The following is a 16,784-nucleotide window of genomic DNA, read 5'->3' on the forward strand; positions in this document are numbered from 1 at the left end:
ATGGCACATTCCCATCTCGCCGAAATGCTCGACCTCGACGCCGACGTCCTGCACCAGTACCACCACGACCTGATCACCTGGATCAGCTCCCTGACCCCCGATCGGCCGCTCATCATCGACGTGGGCGCGGGCACCGGCACCGGTGCCTTGGCGCTGGCCCGGCGGCTACCGGATGCGCAGGTGGTCGCGGTGGACGTCTCCGAGCCGATGCTCGAGCACCTCCAGCACAAGGCCCACGAGCTCGGCGTCGCCGACCGGATCCGCACCGTCCAAGCCGACCTGGACCAGACGTGGCCGGCCCTCGGCCCCGCCGACCTCGCGTGGGCGTCCGCCTCCCTGCACCACATGGCCGACCCCGACCACACGCTCGCACAGGTTTTCGCTGCGCTCCGCCCGGGCGGCGTGTTCACGGTCATCGAGCTGGACTCGTTCCCGTGTTTCCTTCCGGACGAAGCCGGTGCAGCTCTGGAGGAACGCTGCCATGCCGTCCTTGCCGAGAAGCGGGCCGAGGCAGGAATGCACATCGGTGCAGACTGGGGCCTCCTTCTGGCAAAGGCCGGCTTCACCGTCGAAGCGGAACGGCGTTTCGACATCGCCCTGCAAGCCCCGCTGCCCGCCGCCGCCGGCCGCTATGCCCAGGTCTCGTTTCAGCGCATGCGGGACGGGCTCGAGGGCCGCATCGACGCCGGCGACCTCGCGGCCCTCGACGCGATCTCGGCAGAGATACTCGACCGCGACGACCTCACAGTTCGAGCCACCCGGACGGTCTGGCTGGCCCGGCGTCCCAGGACCCAGTGAGTCAGGCTGCCGCTGCGGGTGGCACGGTACGCGCGGCCGATAGCAGAATGTCGGGGCATGGCTGTCATTCACCACACGACTCTGGCGCCCAGCAAGCTGGAGCTTCTTACCTCATGGCTTCCTGCTCAGCCCTGGCATCTCGGTGATGGGCGGGAACCCGAACTGGCCAAGGTCGGCGGTTTCCGGCTCGACGATCCGGAAGGCGAGGTCGGGATCGAGTTCATGGTGGTGACGGACGGGTCCGGCGACCAACCGGTCACCTATCAGGTACTGCTCAGCTACCGTGGGGCGCCGCTGGATGGAGCCGATCACGCGCTCGTCGGCACCGCTGAGCACGGGGTGCTGGGACGACGGTGGATCTACGACGGAGCCCACGACCTGGTTGTCGTCGGTCAGCTCTTCGCGCTCATCCTGGGCGAGACCAAGGCACAAGCCCAGAGCGTGAGCGACACCCCCGACCCGTCGGTCACCGGTTACTCCGCGGAGGCCGGCCGTACCGCGGCGATCGAGTCCACGACCGTGAACAACGGGCCGCATGGCACCGATCTCCTCGTACAGGTCGCCGAGACACCTGGGCTGCGGACCAGGGAACTGACCATCCAGCTGCGGCGCGTTCTCCAACCTAACCGGGGCCATGAGACGCGAGCCCTTGGACACGTCACCGCCGGCTGGCTTCTGCCGGACGGCACCAAGGCGCAGGACATGTTCGCCGTCCTTCTCGACGCCGCATCCGAGCCGAGATCATGAATTGCGGCGGCCTGCCTTGAATGCGGCGGCGGCTTCGACGGCGCGCCGGGCCTGGTGGCGGGCCGCTTCCAGGGCCACGTCGTCGGGCAGGCCCTCGCCGGCCACGTGGGAGGTGCCGTAGGGATTGCCTGACTTGAACTGGACGGGGTCGGTGTAGCCGGGGGGCACGATGATGCCGCCCCAGTGGTAGAACGTGTTCCCCAGCGCCAGGATGGTGGATTCCTGTCCGCCGTGGGCGGTGCTGCTGGCGGTGAAGGCCGAGTACACCTTGTCGGTGAGCTTGCCCTGTTGCCACAGGCTGCTGGTGGTGTCGATGAACGCCCTGAGCTGGCTGGCCGGGTTGCCGAAGCGGGCGGGGGTGCCGAACAGCACCACGTCGGCCCAGTCCAGGTCGTCGAGGCCGGCCTCGACGACGTCGGCGGTGTCCTGAAGGTGTCGGCCCCAGGCGGGGTTGGCGTCGATCGCCGCCGGTGGGGCCAGTTCGGCCACCTTGCGCAGTCGCACATGTGCGCCGGCCTTCTCCGCCCCCTCGGCGGCGGCTCGCGCCAGGGCGTGCACGGTGCCGGTGGAGCTGTAGTAGATGATTGCGGCGTTTATGGATTCCATGTCGGCTTCCTGCTTTCGCGGGTTCAACCTGTGGTTTCGCCGGAACTGCGGCGTTTGTCAGGAGTACGACGAAACAACCCCTCGAAGTGTGAGGCGAGATCAGACCCTTGCGCCATGCATCGACACCGTCATAATTGGTTTACAGGTGTCGACGACGACGGGATGTTTGCAGTGATCATGAGGACCTGGCGCGGGTGGACGCGGGCCGAAGACGCCGACGCCTACGCGGCCTACTTGATGGAGACGGGCCACCCCGGCTACACCTCGACGCCGGGCAACCGAGGTGTCACCTTCACCCGCCGCGACGACGGCGAACGGGTGGAGTTCCTGCTGACCTCCATCTGGGACTCCTGGGACGCGGTCAGGGCCTTCGCCGGCCCCGATCCCGAGCGCGCCGTCTTCTATCCCCAGGACGACCGCTTCCTGGTCGACCGCGAGCTGACCGTCGGCCACTACGAGGTCTTCGCCGCCGGATAGCGGCGGCCGGGCTGATGACGGTTCGGAGTCAACGGGATCGTTCGGCTTTTCGTCGCCTTTCCGGTATGCCAATCTCCGGTCACGGGCGGAGGTCGGATTATGAGCGGCGGCCGATGGGCTGAACGTCGGGTACTCATCACTGTGGTGTCGTTGGCCGCGCTGGGAACGGCGTCGGTGGTCATCGCGGCGTTCAAGGTGACGAATCCGTGGGCGGTCGGCGGTGCCGCCGTCGCTGCCGCCGTCGTGGTGGCGGTTTCCGGCGTATGGCAGGAGCGCTACAAGCGCATCGCGACCCGACATGACGAGACCGCGATGAAGCTCCAAGACGGCTGCCTGGTCTTGGCCGACGGGCGGCTGCCCAAGGTGTCACAGGTCGACGATCCGATCAGGCTCGGCGTTCATCCGGCGATCGCACTCAGCGACGGCTCCGGTCAGAACACACAGGCACCCGCGTACGTGCCTCGTGACGCGGACGCCGAGGTACGTGAGCGGCTCGCCTCTGGGGGGTTCGTCCTCCTGGTCGGCGACTCCACCGCGGGCAAGTCGCGGACCGCGTTCGAGGCCATGCGTGCGACGCTTCCCGATCACCTTTTGATCGCGCCGCACGACCGCGCCGCGTTGCCGGCCGCCATCGAGCGTGCGGTGCAGGCCGGCCGGGCCGTCGTGTGGCTGTCGGACCTCGAGCATTATCTCGGCACCGGTGGACTGACCCGTGAGCACATCGCACGGATCACCGGAGGCGGCGGCCATCACCGGGTCATCCTGGCGACCCTGCGCAGCGCCGAACAGGCCCGGCTGACACGAGAGCCCTCCGACGGCGACGACGCCGCGAGGCTGGCCGGGCGTGAAGTACGCGAGACCTTGGAGCAGGCACATCCGATCCGGCTCGCCCGCGTGTTCACCGCCGGGGAACTGGAGCGTGCGCGTGCCCGGGACTGGGATGCCCGTATCTCGTCAGCGTTGAATCACGCCGGGAAGTTCGGTATCGCCGAGTACCTCGCCTCTGGGCCTGAACTGCAGCGCGACTATGACGATGCCTGGGACGTGGGCGTGAACCCGAGAGGCGCCGCCCTGGTCGCCGCAGCCGTCGACTGCCGCCGTGCGGGATTCACCAGCCCTGTCCCTCGCGGACTGCTCGAAGAGCTCCACGTCGGCTATCTCGAGGCCAGGGGCGGTCATCGTCTCCGTCCCGAGTCAGAAGACGACGCCTGGGAGTGGGCGACCTCTCCCCGGCGTGCCACGACCGCCTTGCTTTCACGCTCGCCGGACGCGGCCGATGCCGTCACCGTCTTCGACTACCTCGTCGACGCCTGTCAGCAGGCTGAAGGGCCCCTGGCCCACGTCCCCGATCCGGTTTTCCAGCTCGCCGTCGATCACGTCTACCGGGCGAGCGATGCCGAGGGCCTCGGGTCCACTGCCGTCGGTCAAGGCCGCTACCACCTCGCCGAGCCGGCATGGCGCAAAGCCGTCGCCCTCCGTCGCCAGACGTCGGGTGAGGAGCACCCGGACACGTTGACCGGCCGCCACAGGCTCGCGGGTGTGCTGCGGTTGCTCGGGCGGTTGGAGGAGGCCGAAGCCGAGCATCGGGCGGTGCTGCAACTGCGTCGGCGGGTTTTGGGTGAAGACCACCGCAACACACTGAGCAGCCGTAACAATCTCGCGGTCGTGCTGGGCGATATGGGGCGGCTGGAGGAGGCCGAGGCCGAACACCGCGCGGTCCTTCAGGCGCGCCGCCGGGTGCTGGGCGAGGAGTGGGTCGACACGCTGAGCAGCCGAAGCAATCTGGCCGGCGTGCTGAGGCTTCTGGGGCGGTCGGAGGAGGCCGAGGCCGAGCATCGGGCGGTCCTGGAGATCAGCCGCCGGGTGCTGGGTGAGGAGCACCCCAACACGCTGGGCAGCCGCAACAATCTCGCGGTCGTCTTGGGGGATCTGGGGCGGCTGGAGGAGGCCGAGGCCGAACACCGCGCGGTCCTTCAGGTACGCCGCCGGGTGCTGGGTGAGGAGCACCCCAACACACTGGGCAGCCGTAACAATGTCGCGCTCATGCTGGGGCGCCTGGGGCGCTTGGAGGAGGCCGAGGCCGAACACCGCGCGGTCCTGGAGATCAGCCGCCGGGTGCTCGGTGAAGAACACCCGCGTACGTTGACCGGCCGCGACAACCTCGCGAACGTGCTGAGAGAGCTGGGACGGTCAGACGAGAGCGCGTCTCCAGAGCCATAGCGTCAGCGCTTGCTGCTCCGGCGGCCCCACCACGCTTGCGATCTCCCGGCCGGTCGGGAGTCGCGCCCAATGCCTCCCGGGAAGGCCCGCGCCCAGCATCGGAGCCAACCGAACCAGAGAGGCGAATGATGCGAAATCTCATCGACCGGCTGGCCCGCGTGCCGCTCCAGGCCGTGGGCGCGGCGATCACGTTGGGCGCTGTGCTGATGGCGACTCAATCCGTGCTCATCGATTACGTCCACTCGACGGGCCGACCGGAGCCGGAGCAGTGGATCGGAGGGCTCACCGTCAAGTGGTACTTCGAGCTCATCCCCATCGCCTTCATCGCCCTGTGGGCGCGCAGAAGGGACAGAGAGCGCCATCTGGGTCGCGTCGGCGCGGTCATGCTGACGTCGGGGCCCATCATGCACATCGTGGTGACGGTCAGCGCCATCGTCTGGGGCGGCCTGCTCGGCAAGGGCGATTTGCCGGAGGGCGTCATGATGGTCGAGACGCTGATGTACGTCATGTACCTGGGCGCGCTGATAAGCGGCGTGGCCTTCCTGTTCGACAAGGGTGTGCGCTGGTGGGGCGCGGCCGTGGTCGCAGGGATCTTGCTGGACCTCTTCGTGCCGTACGGTGGGGCCGTGATGTTCGCCCTGTTTGGAATCGCCCTGGCACTGTACGGCCTGCGCCGTCCGGTTTCTGTGGACATGCCCGAACCCAGCATCGCACGCTGATCTTGTGAACAGGGCGGCACAGGTTCTGGCGGCGGTGGTGCTCATGGCCACCGCCGTCGGCACCGTCTTCGTGCTCCGGGCGACCGGGATGCAGTGGGCGCTCGCCCAGAACGCCTCCCAGGCCCTCGTGCACACCGTTGCCGGGGTGGCGCTGATCCGCTCGCGCGAGGGCAGCCGGATCGGCCTTGTCCTGCTGTCCATGGGCACGGCCGTGGGCGTGCAGGTCCTGTTGTGGGGGTATGCGGTCAACCACTGGCCCGGGTGGGAGGCCGCCGAGTGGGTGACGGGCTGGATCTGGGCGTTCTTCTTCGTGCCGTTCTTCACCGTGCTGCCCGCGCTGTTCCCCGACGGTCGTCCGGCCACTCCCCGGTGGTGGCCCGTGGTCTGGGCAGGGGTGGTGGCCACGATGCTGGTCGCCGTCTTCGGGACCCCGGACGTGGTCGCCCTGTTCCTGGTCGTCGTCGCGCTGCTCAGCCTCGCGTCCCTGGTCGTCCGGTGGGTCAGGTCGGGCCCGGTCGCCCGGCGGCAGATCATGTTCCTGCTGTACGCCGCCGGCTACGTGCTCCTGGTCGAGGCCGCCGTCGATCTGCTGCCCCACCACGCCCTCCAGGCGGCGTTCCTGCTCATCCCGATCGCACCGACGATCGCGATCGCGCTCGCGGTCCTCAGATATCGGCTGTACGGCATCGACCTCGTCATCCGGCGCACGTTCGTCTACCTCGCCGTCACCGGCCTCGCGTTCTCCGGCTACCTCGCCGCGGTGGCGGCGTTCGGAACGGTCCTCAGTCAGGCCGTCTCGCCGCAGGTGGCACTGGTCGCCGCCGCCGCCGTCGCGGCCCTGATCGAGTCCGGGCGCCGCGTGTTCCAGCACAGGATGAGCGGCATCCTGTACGGCTACCGCGACCGCCCGCTGGATGCCTTGGCGGAGCTCCGGCGGCAGTTGGCCGAGGCGGCGACAGTAGGCGAGATCGCGCGACGGTCCGCTCCTCTGGTGGCGGCCGCTCTGCGCAGTCCGGGCGTCACGGTGGAACTGCTCACCGACGGCGTGCCCGAGGAGGTCGCCCGGTCCGGCGAGCCGGGGCCGGACCCGATCAGCGTGCCACTGGTCGCCCAGAGCGAGCGCCTCGGCGCTCTGATGGTCGCCCCGCGTGCCGGGCGGGAGCCGTACGACGAGAAGGACCTGCGGCTCATCTCCGAGCTCAGCCATCACATCGCGGCCGCCCTCGCGGCGGCGCGTCTGTCGGCCGAGCTCGACCGGGTACGGGAGCGGGCCATCCACTCCACGGCCGAAGAACGGCGACGGTTGCGGCAGGACCTGCACGACGGGCTCGGCCCCCTGCTGTCAGGAGCCGGCCTCGGGCTCGACGGGATCCGCCGCGGGCTCGAGACGGGCAGCCGGGAGGAGAGCGACTTGCAGATCATCAGCGATCAGGTACGGCTGGCCGCACGCGAGGTGCGCCGCATCATTGACGCCATGCAGCCCGGTCCGGTGGCCGACCTCGGCCTGGTCCAGGCCGTCCGGGAACATGTGCGGCGGTGCACGGCGCTCGACGTCGGTTGCACGCTGACCGTCTCCGGAGTCGTCGAGCCGCCGCCCGCCGTGGCCGAGGCCGCCTACCTTGTCGTCCTGGAGGCGGTCACCAACGCGCTCCGCCACGCCGGGGCGCGGACCTGCGCGGTGAGCCTGCGCCAGGCCGGCGGATCACTGACCGTCGAGATCCGCGACGACGGCCGCGGTATCGGCGCGGGCTATGTCGCCGGTGTCGGCATCTCTTCCATGCGCGGGCGCGTGGCCTCCATCGGGGGCAGGTTCGCGATCACGGCTGACCGTGGGACCACCGTCACGGCCGTCTTTCCGCTGGAGTCGCAATGAGAGTCGTGGTGGCCGACGACCATCCGGTGTTCCGCATGGGCTTGTGCCGGCTACTTGAAAGCGTGCCGGACGTGGAGGTCGTCGGAGAGGCCTGGGACACCGACTCCGTCGTCGAGACGGTCCTCGCCACTCAGCCTGACGTCGTCGTGATGGACCTGCACATGCCGGGAGGAGGAGGGGTGGAGGCCACTCAGCAGATCCGGCGGCGCGCGTCGGGCGTCCGCGTGCTCGTCCTCACCATGCACTCAGACGCCGCCCTGGTCAGCAAGGCCCTGCGGGCCGGAGCCCGCGGCTACGTCCTCAAGGACGCCTCTTCCGAGGAAATCCTGCGCGCGCTCGCGGCGGTCCACGCCGACCAGGCGATCCTCGACGCCTCCGTCGCCGACCGCGTCTTCGCTGCGGCCCCCGAACCCGGGCCGTTCCCCCAGCTCACCGAGAGGGAGACGGACATCCTCGAGCGCATGGCCGCGGGGCTCGACAACGAAGCGATCGCGCGGCGGCTGGGCATCAGCGTGAAGACCGTGCAGAACCATGTGTCCAACGTGCTGCTCAAACTGGGCGCGCGGCACCGCGGTGAGGCGATCGCCCGTGCCCGCGACGCCGGGATCGGTAACTGATCACGACGTCCGCACACCCTGCACCCGCCCCTGGAATCCGCGCGCGAGCCGAGCCGCTCGCCGGCCGCGACGTCAGGATCCCAGGACGGCCGGTTTCCCGAGGATGGGATACGTGATGCCGGTCAGCCGTTCGGACTCCCGCCACAGGCGGCGTTGCGCTGCGGTGTCGTGGGAGGCGGCGGTGGACTCTACGCGGGCGGGATAACCGGTGAACTGGGCGCGTCCCGGCGGGCCGTAGTACTCGCCGCCGCGGGCCTCCGGGTCGACCGCGGCGCGCACCGCGGCCAAGGCTCCCTTCTGCGGGCTCTGTATCAGCCACCAGGTGAGCAGCCGGAACTGGGGACGCATCAGGACTCTGACCGGGAGGGGCATCTCGCGACCGAACTCGGTGCGCGCGTTTCCGGGATGGGCGGCCACCGCGATGGTGGACGCGCCGGCCGCTGCCAGTCGCCGGTGCAGTTCGTAGGTGAACACGAGGTTCGCCAGCTTCGACTGGAAGTACGAGTCCGCGTACCGGTACCCGCGCGTGAAGTGCAGGTCGTCGAAGTGGATGGTGCCACGCCGGTGCCCGATGCTGCTGACCGTGACGACCCTCGACCCGGGTACGGCCAGCAGCAGGTCGAGTATCAGCCCGGTGAACGCGAACGGGCCGAGGTGGTTGGTGGCGAAAGTCGACTCGAAGCCATCCTCGGTGACCGCGTACCGTGGCCTGATCCCGCCGGCATTGTTGATCAGTAGGTCGAGTCGCGAGTAGTCGGCTCGGAGTCGTTCGGCGGCGTCCCTGATCGAGGCCGACGACGCGAGGTCGAGTCGCAGTGTGCGTACCGTCGAATCGGGCACGGAGGCGGTGATGCGGGCCGCGGCGTCCGCCGCCTTGTCTGCGTTGCGGCAGGCCAAGATCACGGTCGCACCGTGTTCGGCGAGCAGTTTGGCCGTCTCGAAGCCCAGCCCCGTGTTTGCGCCGGTGATCACGGCCGTGCGTCCTCGCTGGTCGGGTATGTCGGCAGAAGTCCAGCGTTGCCTCGTGCTCAGGGCCATCTGATTGCCTCCGGTCCCGCCTGGATAGAATAGGGATGACTGTCCCGGTTTTGAATATACGGGACGGGCATCCCGGTTGTCGATGCTGAGAGGAGCGCGGCCCGCGATGGCGCACAGGTCCACCGCCGCCGATGCCAACGGCCAGAGCCCCGACAGGGCGTTGCGTGCGGACGCCCAACGTAACCGCGCCCGGGTGCTGGAGGTGGCGGCCGAAATCTTCGCGACCGAGGGACTGTCTGTGCCGGTGCACGAAATCGCCCGCCGCGCCGGCGTGGGCACCGGCACCGTCAGCCGCCATTTCCCCACGAAGGAAGCGCTGTTCGCGGCGATCCTGCTCGACCGCATGAAACAGCTCACCGGCCAAGCGGACGCACTCGCCGAAACCCATGACGCCGCAACAACGTTCTTCACGCTGTTCGCCACGCTGGTCCACGAGGGCGCGGCCCATCGAGGGCTGGCCGAAGCCCTGTGCGGCGGGGGCTACGACCTGGACGCCGCCGCTGCCCGCGCTGGCTACGACGTGTCAGGCCGGCTGCGCACCATGCTCGCCGCTGCGCAGGAGGCGGGAACGATACGGGCCGACATCACGTACGCGGACGTGAAGGCTTTGATGGCCGGCTGCCTCTCGCGTGATGTCGACGATACCGACGACATCGCGCTGAACAGGCTCATCGCGGTGGTGTGCGACGGCCTTCGCACCCGGCCGAGCTGAGCAGAACCTTCAAGGGCTTCACGCCGGGCGCAGGGCCGCTGCACGACGGGCTCGCCGGAGGTCGCGGCCGGGGGCGGAGGTCAGCTCGTTCAGCACGTCCGGCTTGTTGGTGATGACGCCGTCGACGCCGTAGGAGATCATGCGGCTCATGTTGTCGGGGTCGTTCACGGTCCAGGTGAAGATCTTCATGCCGTTGTCGTGGACGCCCTTGACGTAGGAGCGGGTGACGTCGGCGTACGGCGGGTTGATCTCGTCGGCGAACTCGGCGAGGTGGTCGAGATCCTCGGTCTTCGGCGTGCCGAGCAGGCCGATCGGCACCTGGGGCAACTCCTTGTGGAAGGTGCGCATGGAGTCCCAGTCGTACGACTGGACGACGAGCCGGTCCCCGATGAGCCAGGAGGGGTTGCGGCGCAGCTCGTCGGCGACGCGGCTTTCGATGCCCGGGTAGAGGCGCGGGGCTTTGATCTCCAGCAGCAGGCCGAGTCCGCTTGCCTGCATCGCGCTCAGCGCCTCGCCGAGGGTGGGCACCGGTTCGTCTTTGTAGTCGGTGCCGAACCATGAACCGGCGTCGAGCTCGCGGACCTGCGCGAGCGTCAGGTCGCCGACGTCCCAGGGGGCCAACTCGGGAAAGACGTGCTCGGCGTCGGTGGTGCGGTTGAGCGTCGTGTCGTGCATCAGGACCAGTTGGTGGTCCTTGGTCTCCTGGACGTCGAGCTCGAACATGTCCGCATCCTGCGCGGCGGCCAGCGTGAAGGCCGCGATGGTGTTCTCGGGCGCGTACGCCGAAGCTCCCCGGTGGGCGACATTGATCACCGCCCCGGGATCGGCCGCCGCTGGGGTCGCGACCACCGCCATGGCCGCCAGGGCGGTCGTGATGACAAGGCCGACTCGGCGCAATCTGGATCTCCCCCGTGCTTGGTTACGCCCGCTACGAGCTGTCAGCGGAGCGGGAAGAGGTTCGCGGATTTGTTCTGCATGCTTTCTATTCCCCGCTTTGGGGCCCAGGAAGGCTATTTCGGGATAAGCACCAGAATGGCGCTGGAGGAGTTCACCTCTGCCAGGCGTACCTGGATTGTGTTGACGCGGCCCGGCCTGCCAGGGGTCAGCGACAGCTCTCCTTCGTCGTGGCAGCGGCCATTGATGCAGGTGCCATGGACACTGACATCCCTTCCTTCGGCGCTGAGCCCGCCCGTGGAGCCTTCGAGACCCAGCCAGATCTCTTTTCTCCTGAGGGACTTGACGGTGATCACATCCACACCGAACTTGTCATCGATCTTCAGCCGGTCGCCCGATCGGACCTCCACCTCGCAGTCGGCGTCCTTGCAGGCCGCAAGATCGGTTCCGTCGGCCGCTTTCGGCGATGCCGGTGAGGTGGACGTTTGCGGCGACGCCGGTGTGGCCGACGCCGTCCCGGGTGCCGCGGCCGAGTCGCCCGGTGTGGCGGCGGTCCGCTGCGTCGGCGTCTCGCCTGAACTACAGCCGGCGAGCAACGCGACCGCCGCGATGGCGGCGAACCGAAGTCGACCGAAACGGGTAGGCGTAGCCAATCTTGTTCGCATGGCAGCCTTTCGGGGGTTATTGGGAAGAAATCGGCTATTAAAAGAAACAAACCATGCGACAGTGGATCTCTTTTTCGTGTCGCTCTGCCATTTTGGCTGAACGCATGTCGCCGTCGGGCGGTTTTTTTCCTTCTCCTCGACGGCCGAACCTGAGGTAATCGACAGTTGACGAGCGGTCGCCTGCCATGCCGGAGATTTTCCGAGTCCGCGACGGGCACATGGCCGAACTGTGCGGGCGATCGCCGTCGACTCTCGGCGTCCGGTTTGATGGGCCATGGTCAAATCCGTCTCGGCTCGGGATGACCCGGACGCCGTCCGGCCGATGCGCTGATCAAGGTACCGGCAACGACACGCAAGTCGGCGCGTCTGTTTCCGGGGCGCGGCGCCATGCACACGTAGAAGGCGCCTCGTCATCGTGGATCGACAGGGGGAGGTCACCAGTCCTGGCGCGTTGGACGAGAAACCCGATTAATGATGGTCATCCGAAACGTCCTGGTCAGCGCCATGGGCGTGGATGGCGGTCTCGGCGCCGGGCACGCTCAGCCCTTCCACGCGCAGCACCTCGGGGCGGCCGTCGTGGCTGCCGGGGGCGGGCCGGGGCGGGAGAACGTGAAGCAGCGCCATCTCAATAGCCCGCTCATCAAGCGCCCGAAGGTCATGGGACCGGACGCCTGACGGCGCCACGCGCGTACTCCGCGAGAACGGATCGCAAGCAGCCCAGGTCAGGAGGAAGAACCCTGGCCTGGGTTGCGAGGGTGCTCGCCTCGCGGGCCCTTCGAGTCGCCTCGCGGGCCCTTCGAGTCGCCTCGCGGGCCCTTCGAGTCGCCCCGTGGCCGTCGAGCGTCGGAGTCGTCGCGGGATCCGGTCTTGGTACCCGGCTCGTGACGGGAATCGGCGCTCGGCTTGCGGCCTGGTTCGCCGCCATGCGGAGGCTTGCCGGTGGGGTGTTCCTTTGTCGGACCTGGGGTCGGTTCGGCACAGGCGTCGCCCTTGTTCACGCTTCTTGCGGAGTCGCGGGCCGTGCCGGACGCGGAATCGACGGTCACCACGACCTTTCTGACGTCCACGTATCCGCACGCAGGAGTCTTGAACCGCACCTTGAACCGCTGGTCGTACACCGAATCGCCTGACAGGACCACCTGCCGGTCGGAGGTGCGATCCACGGTCCTCGCGCCCACGGTGATCGTCTGGTGGAAGGCGGCCGTCAGCGTGACGGGGTCCGATGTGGCGCTCCTGACCTCGACCGAGAGGGTGGTGCCGTCCCAGGAGGAGATCGACACGGTGGGCGGCGAGCACGGGTCGCCCTTCACCGCGACGACATCGCTCTGCGCCCCGACGGCCCCGTTTGTGGTCGTCGACACCGTGACCTGCCGGTACACGGTCTCTCCGCAACTCGGCGTGGCGAATCCTCCGTCGACGGCCCGCTTGTAGCTGGTGGAGCCCGTGAGGACGAACGTCTTCGACGGGCCGGCTGTGAGCGTGGACGGGGACGCCCCCTGGGCGAAGCTCGCGGTGAGGGTGACGCTCTGCGGCGTCGACGCTTTTGCCCGGATCGTGGCAGTGAGCCCATCGAAGCCGGCGATGGTCAGGTCGCTCACCTTGGCCGCGACGGGGGCCGGCGTGGGGGTACTGCTCGGGGTCGGGGTCGGAGAGCCCTTGTGAGTGCCGTGCGACGGCGACCGCGGCACGGAGGCCTGTGGTGTCGAGGCTTGCGATGCCGGGGCTTGCGGCGCGGAGGCTGGGGAGATGGAGGTGTCCTGCCGGTTTGCGACGAGCGCGACCACGACCACGCCCACCACGAGCGCTCCGGCTCCGGCCAGCACTCCCGGGCCGTACCGCAGTGGTCGCCTTCGCCTGGTCCGCACGGAGATCGTCTGCGTCGGCGGTGCCGACTCGGGAAAGTCCGAGGCTGGAGGGGCGGTCAGCGCCGCGAGGTGACGCCGGCCGCGGCGCTCCCAGTCCGGCCCGTACGCTTCGAGCGCCGTGGACTCCAGTTCGGAGATGAACGCCCTGGCGCTCAAGGGGCGGTCCGCCGGATTCTTGGCCAGCCCACGGGTCACCAGGGTGCGGACCGGCGTGGGCACGGCATCCACCGGGATGGCCGCGCTCTGGTGCAGGTACCTGAGGGCCGCCGGGTGGTCCGCGCCGTACGGCACGCGCCCGGTGAGGCACTCGAAGAAGACACACGTCGCCGCATAAATGTCGGTGGAGGGGTCGGCGGGTGCGCCGTTCCACTGCTCGGGCGACATGTAGGGCGGGGTGCCGAGAACGCCGTCCACGACGGTGGCGATGCCGAAATCGGTGAGTTTGCTGAAGCCGTCGGCCTGGACGAGGACGTTCCCGGGTTTGCAGTCGCGATGGACGATGCCGACGCCGTGCGCGACGGACAACGCGGAAAGCGAGTCCTTCAATATCACCAGCGCCGCCTCCGGGCTGGTGGAACCGTACTCGTCGAGGATCCTGCGAAGCGGCTCGCCGTCCACGAATTCCATGACGACGGCGGCGCCGAACGGGCTCTCGACAAGTCCGTAGACATGCACGATGTGCGGATCGCCGAACTCGGCCATGCGGCGGGCGTGCTCGCGGAACGCGATGCGGAAGCGGGAGTCGGAGCTGAGCTCGTCGCTCAGATATTTGATCGCGACAAGGGCGCCGGTCTCGACATATGTGGCGAGGACGACCTGGCCGCTCCTACCGGACCCGAGTACGCGTTCTTCCCGGTATCCCGGGACGGGCCAGGCGTTCATCGTGTTCCCCTCGGAGTGATGACGCTCCTGAGCCCACAGGGGATGGGTAGATCATCACTGTGATCGTTCGATTACCGTACGTATGGCGACTCAGCATATGTCATGGTTTAAGCCTTAATGTCCGATTATGTGCTGGCAGAGCAGTCGATCAGTCCCACCACATGACCACGGCGAGACCCCGACGGGCAGCCGGCCGTGCCGCCGCCAACCGGTTCGGCGGACGGTACGAAGAAGGCCCGTGACGAGGAGAAACCCCGTCACGGGCCTTGGTGCCTGTGGGGCGTCAGCGCTGGGCTGCGTTCAGCCCGGCGCGGATCGTCTCGGCGTCGGTCGGCACCCCCGGAACCTCGTAGAAGTTCTCGGCGCCCCCGGCGTAGGCGTTGCCGTACACAGGGGTCCCGGGCTGGAAACGCCACCCGTCCGCCAGCGCTCCCGCGTCGACGGCGTCGTAGCCGATCGCGTCGAGGAACGCGGTCGCCTCACTCTTTGCGCCGGCGTCGTCGCCGGCGATCGCCAGAGCGCTGCGGTCGGCCGCGCCCGCGGGGCGGGCCAGCGTCCGCAGGTGCTGGAAGTAGATGTTGTTGAAGACCTTGACGACCTTCGACGTCGGCAAGTGCTGCTGGAGCAGCTCGCTGGACGTGGTCGACGCGTCGTCCAGATCTGGGAACCGCCCGTCGCGCTGGGCGTAGTAGTTGTTGGTGTCGAGGACCACCTTGCCGGCGAGCGGTTCCACCGGAACCTCGAGATAGGCCCGCAGCGGGATGCTGACGACCACCAGGTCGCCGGCCGCCGCGGCCTCCGCCGACGTCCCCGCGCGGGCCTTGGGGCCGAGTTCGTCGACCAATTCCCTCAACGTCTCAGGGCCTCGCGAGTTGCTCAGCACGACGTCATAGCCGGCCGCGACGGAGAGCCGGGCGACGGTGCCGCCGATGTTCCCGCTGCCGATGAATCCGATAGTCGTCATACGCAGCCCAACTCCGACACCCGCCCCGGCATTCCCCGCGCTGACCTGCTGGTTGTCCGCGTCTGAGGGTGCCTCAGATATGGCGATTCACCATCGCCGCGACCACGAACACCAACGCCGCGATCATGCCGACCCTGAACATCGTCCCGACGCCGCCCCACGCCGTGGAGCGGAGCTTGGGGATCGACGCCACCGCCTTACGCCAGTCCCGCCAGGCGTTCAGCATGAGCTGGAACTTACGACCGGCGACGAACAGGGCGATGGCGATGGCGATGTACAGCAGAACCTGACCGTCCGATGAAGGCGCCACTGGCCACTCCTTGCCGTGGGTGACGGAACGCATACTCAGCGTACGCTTCCGTCACTCTCACGGCCAAGGGTCCTTCAAGCGTTTGTCAGGCGAACGGCCAGCCGTACCGGCGGTGCAGGACGGCGGCGACGCGGGCGAAGGTGGCCCCGTCGGCGATGGCGCCCTCCCTGCGGATGTCGTCCTCGTCGAGTTCGAAGACCCGGTCGAGCCGGAGGTAGGAGTCCCGCTTCTCGCGATCCCAGGAGCCGGAGCCGAGCTCCAGCCAGTCGTCCGCGTAATCCGGGTCGGGCTCGCGGCTGGACAACATCATGCCGAGCAGCCGGCGACCATGCCGGCCGACGAGCAGCAGAGGCCGGTCCTTGCCTCGCGAGGGGTCCTCCTCGTACGGCACCCAGGCCCAGACGACCTCGCCGGGGTCGGCCAGGCCGTCCAGGTCCGGGGAGTATTCGAGGGCGGCGGCCCGCTCCACGTCGTACACCTCTCGTACCGCGCCGCGAACGGGGCGCGGATCTTCTCCGAGATCACGCATGTTCCGCAGCCTAGTGGTACGGCTCGCCCGCCTTTTCCACCCATGTCCGGTTGCTCCTCGACGCAGGAGTTCAGCGCAGGGGGACGGCGAATTCGCAGGACGAGCCGGCCGGGCTGTGGAGATAGATCTGGCGCACACCCGCGGCCGGCCGATGGCCGTGCTCGGCGGCCCAGGCGGTCAGGGTGTCGAGAGCGATCATCGGCTGCGTCGCCGTCCCCTGGGCGATGTACGCCTCCTGGTGCGCGTTCTCCGTACGGAGGGTCAGGTCGGGGAACCTCGCGGCGAGCGTGGCGGCCTGCTCCTCCGGCACGGGCCAGCACCATTCGATCGGCCCGTCGCTGTCCTGGCTCACCTCGCCGTGGTGGACGACGAACGGCGCCCCGGCGACGCCCGGCAGCAACGGCAGCGACCCGCCGCGGAATCGGCCGGTGAACTCCCTGGCCACCCCCAGAAGCCCGTCGTTGTGGACGTGACGGATGAGGCTGAGAATGCGGCGGGCGGGGATGTCCCGGAGGGAGACCTCGTGCACGGCGGGCACCTTTCCCTTAAGAAGATCGACGAGGTGGCCGGCCAGTTCCCGGCGCGCGGCGTGCTCGGCCTCGATCTCCGCCCAGAATGCGGCGACGTGCCGCGACGCGGTCTCGGCGTCCAGATCCACGATCACCCTGATTCTGGCCAGGGGGACGCCGATCCGGCGCAGCGACGCCACCAGGCGGGCCTGTTCCAACTGTGCGACCGCATAGCGGCGATATCCCGAGTCCGGGTCGACGCTGGCAGGCACCAGCAGGCCGAGCGCGGCGTACAGCCGCAGTGCCTTCGGGGAGAGCCGCGACAGCCGTGCGAACTCCCCGATGGGCACCAGATTCAT

The 16,784-nt window shown here is 68.7% G+C and carries 18 protein-coding genes; 9 read left to right on the top strand and 9 right to left on the bottom strand.

Annotated elements, in window-relative coordinates:
- Entirely contained in the window at positions 1-798 is a 798-nt protein-coding gene (locus tag Pth03_RS22755; protein WP_203946370.1) for a class I SAM-dependent methyltransferase, read from the top strand.
- Between the two features lie 57 nt (positions 799-855).
- Positions 856-1,545, top strand: coding sequence for a maltokinase N-terminal cap-like domain-containing protein (locus Pth03_RS22760; RefSeq protein WP_203946371.1), 690 nt, complete (start codon positions 856-858; stop codon positions 1,543-1,545).
- Here the strand turns inward: Pth03_RS22760 and wrbA are convergent.
- On the bottom strand, positions 1,540-2,151 hold the full coding sequence (gene wrbA, locus Pth03_RS22765) for an NAD(P)H:quinone oxidoreductase (RefSeq protein ID WP_203946372.1): 612 nt from the start codon (positions 2,149-2,151) through the stop codon (positions 1,540-1,542). The two genes, Pth03_RS22760 and wrbA, sit on opposite strands and share 6 nt — an antisense overlap.
- 177 nt (positions 2,152-2,328) lie before the next feature.
- Between wrbA and Pth03_RS22770 the strand changes: the two genes are divergently transcribed.
- The 5 genes from Pth03_RS22770 (at position 2,329) to Pth03_RS22790 (ending at position 8,057) form a co-directional block, all read left to right on the top strand.
- Positions 2,329-2,628 carry a hypothetical protein gene (locus tag Pth03_RS22770; protein WP_203946373.1) on the top strand — a complete coding sequence of 100 codons (300 nt, stop codon included), beginning with the start codon at positions 2,329-2,331 and terminating at the stop codon, positions 2,626-2,628.
- A gap of 150 nt (positions 2,629-2,778) precedes the next feature.
- Positions 2,779-4,848 (top strand): tetratricopeptide repeat protein, encoded by a 2,070-nt coding sequence (locus tag Pth03_RS22775; RefSeq protein ID WP_203946374.1) that lies wholly within the window; start codon positions 2,779-2,781, stop codon positions 4,846-4,848.
- A gap of 125 nt (positions 4,849-4,973) precedes the next feature.
- Positions 4,974-5,567, top strand: a complete 594-nt coding sequence (locus Pth03_RS22780; RefSeq protein ID WP_203946375.1) for a hypothetical protein — start codon at positions 4,974-4,976, stop codon at positions 5,565-5,567.
- A 4-nt stretch (positions 5,568-5,571) separates the two neighbouring features.
- The gene (locus Pth03_RS22785; protein WP_203946376.1) at positions 5,572-7,440 is read left to right on the top strand and encodes a sensor histidine kinase; all 1,869 of its coding nucleotides are present in this window, start codon (positions 5,572-5,574) and stop codon (positions 7,438-7,440) included.
- Positions 7,437-8,057 (top strand): response regulator transcription factor, encoded by a 621-nt coding sequence (locus Pth03_RS22790; RefSeq protein ID WP_203946377.1) that lies wholly within the window; start codon positions 7,437-7,439, stop codon positions 8,055-8,057. Before Pth03_RS22785 ends, Pth03_RS22790 begins: the two co-directional genes overlap by 4 nt.
- Positions 8,058-8,129: 72 nt before the next feature.
- On the opposite strand, the gene Pth03_RS22795 is transcribed toward Pth03_RS22790, so the two are convergent.
- Positions 8,130-9,095: an oxidoreductase gene (locus Pth03_RS22795; protein WP_203946378.1), complete on the bottom strand. Its 966-nt coding sequence runs from the start codon at positions 9,093-9,095 to the stop codon at positions 8,130-8,132.
- Between the two features lie 106 nt (positions 9,096-9,201).
- Between Pth03_RS22795 and Pth03_RS22800 the strand changes: the two genes are divergently transcribed.
- Complete coding sequence (locus Pth03_RS22800) at positions 9,202-9,807, top strand: TetR/AcrR family transcriptional regulator (protein ID WP_203946379.1); 606 nt, start codon at positions 9,202-9,204, stop codon at positions 9,805-9,807.
- A gap of 18 nt (positions 9,808-9,825) precedes the next feature.
- On the opposite strand, the gene Pth03_RS22805 is transcribed toward Pth03_RS22800, so the two are convergent.
- Both Pth03_RS22805 and Pth03_RS22810 read right to left on the bottom strand, forming a co-directional pair.
- On the bottom strand, positions 9,826-10,704 hold the full coding sequence (locus Pth03_RS22805; RefSeq protein ID WP_239119280.1) for a glycerophosphodiester phosphodiesterase: 879 nt from the start codon (positions 10,702-10,704) through the stop codon (positions 9,826-9,828).
- A 113-nt stretch (positions 10,705-10,817) separates the two neighbouring features.
- Complete coding sequence (locus Pth03_RS22810) at positions 10,818-11,642, bottom strand: hypothetical protein (RefSeq protein WP_203946380.1); 825 nt, start codon at positions 11,640-11,642, stop codon at positions 10,818-10,820.
- A gap of 195 nt (positions 11,643-11,837) precedes the next feature.
- On the opposite strand from Pth03_RS22810, the gene Pth03_RS22815 reads away from it, so the two are divergent.
- On the top strand, positions 11,838-12,041 hold the full coding sequence (locus Pth03_RS22815) for a hypothetical protein (RefSeq protein WP_203946381.1): 204 nt from the start codon (positions 11,838-11,840) through the stop codon (positions 12,039-12,041).
- Positions 12,042-12,088: 47 nt separating this feature from the next.
- On the opposite strand, the gene Pth03_RS22820 is transcribed toward Pth03_RS22815, so the two are convergent.
- From Pth03_RS22820 to Pth03_RS22840, 5 genes are all read right to left on the bottom strand, one after another.
- The gene (locus Pth03_RS22820; RefSeq protein ID WP_203946382.1) at positions 12,089-14,113 is read right to left on the bottom strand and encodes a serine/threonine-protein kinase; all 2,025 of its coding nucleotides are present in this window, start codon (positions 14,111-14,113) and stop codon (positions 12,089-12,091) included.
- A gap of 283 nt (positions 14,114-14,396) precedes the next feature.
- Positions 14,397-15,077 (bottom strand): NADPH-dependent F420 reductase, encoded by a 681-nt coding sequence (locus Pth03_RS22825; RefSeq protein ID WP_203946383.1) that lies wholly within the window; start codon positions 15,075-15,077, stop codon positions 14,397-14,399.
- 73 nt (positions 15,078-15,150) lie between these two features.
- Entirely contained in the window at positions 15,151-15,387 is a 237-nt protein-coding gene (locus tag Pth03_RS22830) for a hypothetical protein (RefSeq protein ID WP_203946384.1), read from the bottom strand.
- Positions 15,388-15,472: 85 nt separating this feature from the next.
- Positions 15,473-15,916 (bottom strand): type II toxin-antitoxin system PemK/MazF family toxin, encoded by a 444-nt coding sequence (locus Pth03_RS22835; protein ID WP_203946385.1) that lies wholly within the window; start codon positions 15,914-15,916, stop codon positions 15,473-15,475.
- A 70-nt stretch (positions 15,917-15,986) separates the two neighbouring features.
- Positions 15,987-16,784 (bottom strand): MerR family transcriptional regulator, encoded by a 798-nt coding sequence (locus tag Pth03_RS22840; protein WP_203946386.1) that lies wholly within the window; start codon positions 16,782-16,784, stop codon positions 15,987-15,989.

This window comes from Planotetraspora thailandica, from assembly GCF_016863335.1.
Taxonomy (GTDB): Bacteria; Actinomycetota; Actinomycetes; order Streptosporangiales; family Streptosporangiaceae; genus Planotetraspora; species Planotetraspora thailandica.

What these genes read in the sequence shown, in the direction of transcription:
- Pth03_RS22800 (WP_203946379.1), top strand. Translation starts at nt 9,202, where the DNA reads ATGGCGCACAGGTCCACCGCCGCCGATGCCAACGGCCAGAGCCCCGAC.
- Pth03_RS22790 (WP_203946377.1), top strand. Translation starts at nt 7,437, where the DNA reads ATGAGAGTCGTGGTGGCCGACGACCATCCGGTGTTCCGCATGGGCTTG.
- Pth03_RS22820 (WP_203946382.1), bottom strand. Translation starts at nt 14,113, where the DNA reads ATGAACGCCTGGCCCGTCCCGGGATACCGGGAAGAACGCGTACTCGGG.
- Pth03_RS22760 (WP_203946371.1), top strand. Translation starts at nt 856, where the DNA reads ATGGCTGTCATTCACCACACGACTCTGGCGCCCAGCAAGCTGGAGCTT.
- Pth03_RS22840 (WP_203946386.1), bottom strand. Translation starts at nt 16,784, where the DNA reads ATGAATCTGGTGCCCATCGGGGAGTTCGCACGGCTGTCGCGGCTCTCC.
- wrbA (WP_203946372.1), bottom strand. Translation starts at nt 2,151, where the DNA reads ATGGAATCCATAAACGCCGCAATCATCTACTACAGCTCCACCGGCACC.
- Pth03_RS22780 (WP_203946375.1), top strand. Translation starts at nt 4,974, where the DNA reads ATGATGCGAAATCTCATCGACCGGCTGGCCCGCGTGCCGCTCCAGGCC.
- Pth03_RS22770 (WP_203946373.1), top strand. Translation starts at nt 2,329, where the DNA reads ATGAGGACCTGGCGCGGGTGGACGCGGGCCGAAGACGCCGACGCCTAC.
- Pth03_RS22815 (WP_203946381.1), top strand. Translation starts at nt 11,838, where the DNA reads ATGATGGTCATCCGAAACGTCCTGGTCAGCGCCATGGGCGTGGATGGC.
- Pth03_RS22835 (WP_203946385.1), bottom strand. Translation starts at nt 15,916, where the DNA reads ATGCGTGATCTCGGAGAAGATCCGCGCCCCGTTCGCGGCGCGGTACGA.
- Pth03_RS22810 (WP_203946380.1), bottom strand. Translation starts at nt 11,642, where the DNA reads ATGGCCCATCAAACCGGACGCCGAGAGTCGACGGCGATCGCCCGCACA.
- Pth03_RS22825 (WP_203946383.1), bottom strand. Translation starts at nt 15,077, where the DNA reads ATGACGACTATCGGATTCATCGGCAGCGGGAACATCGGCGGCACCGTC.
- Pth03_RS22755 (WP_203946370.1), top strand. Translation starts at nt 1, where the DNA reads ATGGCACATTCCCATCTCGCCGAAATGCTCGACCTCGACGCCGACGTC.
- Pth03_RS22795 (WP_203946378.1), bottom strand. Translation starts at nt 9,095, where the DNA reads ATGGCCCTGAGCACGAGGCAACGCTGGACTTCTGCCGACATACCCGAC.